The organism is Candidatus Poribacteria bacterium, assembly GCA_026706025.1.
Taxonomy (GTDB): Bacteria; Poribacteria; WGA-4E; order WGA-4E; family WGA-3G; genus WGA-3G.
Map to the genome: position 1 here is coordinate 1 of JAPOZO010000016.1, position 3,905 is coordinate 3,905.

At 47.3% G+C, this 3,905-nt stretch carries 5 protein-coding genes; 3 read left to right on the forward strand and 2 right to left on the reverse strand.

Annotation, left to right across the window (positions count from 1 at the left end):
* On the forward strand, positions 1 to 359 hold a 359-nt coding region (locus tag OXH00_03670; protein ID MCY3740099.1), incomplete at its 5' end, for an aminotransferase class III-fold pyridoxal phosphate-dependent enzyme.
* Here OXH00_03670 and OXH00_03675 read toward each other — a convergent pair.
* Entirely contained in the window at positions 349 to 822 is a 474-nt protein-coding gene (locus OXH00_03675) for an FKBP-type peptidyl-prolyl cis-trans isomerase (protein ID MCY3740100.1), read from the reverse strand. The genes OXH00_03670 and OXH00_03675 overlap by 11 nt on opposite strands.
* Positions 823 to 1,187: 365 nt before the next feature.
* On the opposite strand from OXH00_03675, the gene OXH00_03680 reads away from it, so the two are divergent.
* Positions 1,188 to 2,069: a serine dehydrogenasease gene (locus OXH00_03680; protein MCY3740101.1), complete on the forward strand. Its 882-nt coding sequence runs from the start codon at positions 1,188 to 1,190 to the stop codon at positions 2,067 to 2,069.
* Positions 2,056 to 2,268 (forward strand): hypothetical protein, encoded by a 213-nt coding sequence (locus OXH00_03685; protein MCY3740102.1) that lies wholly within the window; start codon positions 2,056 to 2,058, stop codon positions 2,266 to 2,268. The genes OXH00_03680 and OXH00_03685 overlap by 14 nt, the downstream gene beginning before the upstream one ends.
* Positions 2,269 to 2,740: 472 nt before the next feature.
* On the opposite strand, the gene OXH00_03690 is transcribed toward OXH00_03685, so the two are convergent.
* The gene (locus OXH00_03690; protein ID MCY3740103.1) at positions 2,741 to 3,664 is read right to left on the reverse strand and encodes a hypothetical protein; all 924 of its coding nucleotides are present in this window, start codon (positions 3,662 to 3,664) and stop codon (positions 2,741 to 2,743) included.
* Between the last annotated feature and the right edge of the window lie 241 nt (positions 3,665 to 3,905).

Below are 3,905 nucleotides of genomic sequence, written 5' to 3' on the forward strand. Positions count from 1 at the left end.
TTTTGGATGTGATTGAATCGGAAAAGCTACAGGAAAACGCGCTTGTCACGGGCACCTTTCTAAAACAGTCTCTTGAGAAACTAAAAAGCAAGCATCCGGTAATCGGAGATGTCAGGGGGAGGGGATTATTTTTGGGGATAGAGTTGGTGCGGGATCACGAAACCCTGGAGCCAGCCGATCAGGAGGCGGGCTATATTGCGAACCGCATGCGCGATCTGGGCATTCTGATTTCAACAGATGGGCCGCTTCATAACGTGCTGAAGATCAAGCCCCCGCTGGTATTTGATCAGGCCAACGTGGTCCAACTTGTCGAAACACTGGATTCTATACTTCAGGAGGAGGCAGCGATTAGTCAATAGATAGGAGGGTAACCTCAAAGATCAGGGTTGCATTTGGTGGAATGCGGCCTTGTCCCCGATTTCCATAGGCAAGATCAGGTGGGATCACGAGTTGCCGCTGTCCTCCTGGTCGCATGCCCAGGATTCCTAGTTCCCATCCCTGGATAACCCGGCCGTTCCCAATTTGAAACGAGAAGGGGTTGTTTCGAAGATGGGAGCTGTCAAAGAGCGTGTTGTCCGTTAGCCAACCGTGATAATGCACGGTCACAAGGTCTCCATTTTTTACTGGATCGCCTGTACCGATCTCAAAGTCATAGTACTTAAGACCATCTGAAAGCTGGATATAATCATCATCGGCCACCTCGCGTGGCATGGGGGTATTTTCGGGCTCTGGGGGCATCGGTTCTGTGGGACTTTTACAGGTAGAAAATAGCGCAATTGCCAAGACCAGTGCTGCGTATCGAACGAAGGACATGATCACCATACAAAATTGATCTCCCTACTACAGAAAAATCTCCAAATTGTTTGTCACCCCAAAATCACTGCCTCAGACGAAAATTAGGACGGCCTACCATTTGTGAAGTGGCAAAAGAGCCCACAATAACTCATTAGAGAGATGCCAACTGCTTTTTTTGTCACGAAATGAGGATACTCGACAACATCTGGACTCCCCACCCGCAGGCAGTGTATGGGTGGCCTAAGCAGATACTTTGGCGTATGATCATCTGCGCCAGAGTAGTTAAACCTATTTTTAGGGTGATTGGTACAATTTATTGGGGAAATTAGTGGGTGTTGTTGTGATATTTACAGATCTCCCGCCGGAAAATAAAAATGGAATAGGTAAATCTAATGGCAGAAGTGAAGGATTTTATTGAAAGAATGCTCCAATGGCAGCTAATTCAATTGGCTTCAATCAGAAAGTCGGACGTAATGGCAATTTATGGACCAATGTATGAAAACTTACCAGCATTGGTTAGAGATGAAATAGAAAGGATGATGGAAATTCAACCCAACAATGATACTCTTACAATTCTATTGAATACCGGGGGAGGTTCGGTTGATTCGGTCGAGCGGACGGTAGAAGTCATCCGTCAGCATTATGGTTGTGTTGATTTCATAATCCCTGATCAAGCTATGTCCGCTGGCACGGTCTTTGCGTTATCAGGTGATAATATCTACATGGATTATTACTCCCAATTAGGACCAATTGACCCTCAGTTCTTTATTGACGACAATTGGATACCAGTTTTGGGTTACTTGGAGAAATTTGAAGAACTAAACGAAAAATCTAGAGATGGCTCGTTAACTCCGCTAGAATATGCTTTGGTTGAACAATTAGACTTGGCAGATCTTCACCAATATGAGCAAGCCAGAGAGCATTCAGTAGAATTGTTGGAAAAATGGCTACCGGCATTCAAGTTCAAGAATTGGCATAAGACGCACTCAAGCGGACAACCTGTTACCTCAGAGATGAAGCAAAAGAGAGCAAAGGAGATAGCACTGAAGTTGAATGACACGAAAAGGTGGCACGCCCATTCTCGTGGAATTTCGATGCAAGTATTACAAGAGGAACTAAATTTAATAATTGAGGATATAAGTTCAGGCGAAGAACTTCAGCAAGTTGTCAAAGAGATCCACACGTTCATCGTTGATTTTATGCAAACCTCAGGGTTGTATCTTTGCTTGAGAAGCACCTCTTATAACTTGGAGGATGGTCATGGACAATCTTAAACAACAACACAAAAAACTTAATAAGAGAGGAAAGGGTTTTGATATGGGCTTCAAAGAATTCGCTAAAAAGATGGAGAATAAATTGAAGCTCATGGGGATCGAACGTCCACGTCACGGACCTCGGATTTCGGCTCCGGCACATTCGAGAGACATGATTTACTCACATTCTTCCTCCTCAGTGCAGCAAAAAAACAATTAGGCGGTCGCCGATAGTACTCATTCCCTCGTCGATGACACCGATCACCGATGCTATTGCGATTGCAAGTAGATCCGGTGTGGGAGAACGCCATCCCCGCCTAGCCCGTTTCAAAAGTGCCTCGTGGACGACGATGGCCACCACTTCACACTCGACCAAATGGTGGCGCTCGGCTGGCACTGCCAAGAGCAACGCAGATCTCTATACCACCCGGCCGAACCTTGGGGCCCCGTGTGATCACAGATGTGAGCACCAGAATGCAGCCGAGGAGAAAGAGTCAGACCGACAGGAAGTCGCTCTCCAACTCGTCGACCAGAATTCGCGCCAGACCCAAGTTAGTAGACGGCCACCACGATGGCCGGCGTATAGGCCCAGAGGCGTTTCTCTCTCGTCGATCTGAAAACGGGCATTACGGGATTCTAGTTGTGTGCTGGCCCAATGCGATGTAGGGTCGTGTCGATTGCCAACAAAAATATCAGCCACACAAATTCGAAGGTCCCGAGAGAAAGTCTCGAAAAACCAGGTGACCCTGAGTAATGCGGACCAATTTGTCAAATACATCGCCTCGTAGAACCATACCGGCGCCGCGAAGCCGTGGTCGCGGAAGATAGTATTTGCTGGTATCGTACTCTGTTCGCCAAGTGATTAATGCTAGTGCCGGTCCGATGTCGTCCTCAAGTACGAAGTAGTCATTTCTCTTCAAACCAAGTGAAGCGACAAGAAATTTGGTCGGCGAAAGTAACCCTCTCTGGATACCTAACCCACAATGCCCGTCATCAGCCGCACTTACGCCCAAGTCATAGCCAACAATAGGGCAACTCCTAATCCTCTTATTCATTGGGGAATCTAGTGTATCGTTCACATTCCATGTACGGATATCTCCTTCAGCAACAGGTCGAAGATTAAGGGCTTGTTGATCCCCGCTGAGACGCAACTCAACGATCCTGAAACGCTCCGCTATATCGTCCTCGTTGTTCCTCGAGTTGGGCTGTGAAATTATCCGCTTTTCAACAGTTGCCACCAATCTCCAGCCGTCGTGGGGTCCACCGACGATAGCTGGCACAGTTTTACAATCCGAAATGTCTATAGTGGCAAAAAGTTGATCATCGTCTCGGCAAGCGGCAACGATGCCGGTATCAACATCCGGTACACCATCTACATGTTCAAGAAGAGCATGCCATAACGGATCATTCCTTGACGGCGGTGGCGGTATTTCTGGTCGTGGCTGGCGTGTTCGTTCCAAGGCCAAAGGAAGCGACGGATCGTCTAATAATCTACTCGCGAGTCGTTCTTCCAGTCTAACGGGATCCGATACTGTACCATAATTAATTATCATTGCTCCACGGGCACCAGCAGCAATTCGCTGTAAGGCATCTTCGACAGCCTCTTCTGAAGCCAAGAACGCGTCTGGCCAGGGATTTCTAGTTCGATTTGCGTATTTGTCGATCTGTGCTAGCCATCGCTCCTTATGTGCTGCATTACCCAATACTGTTTCAACCCTCCTGTATACAGCTTTCGACAAGCCAGGAAGAATTTGCTCTGCTCGTGAAATCCGAACGCCTGCTACCGAACGAATAAAGCTATGTAGGTCTAATGAAAAACGGGCGCATATCTTGCGTCGTTTCCCCAATTTACTCATT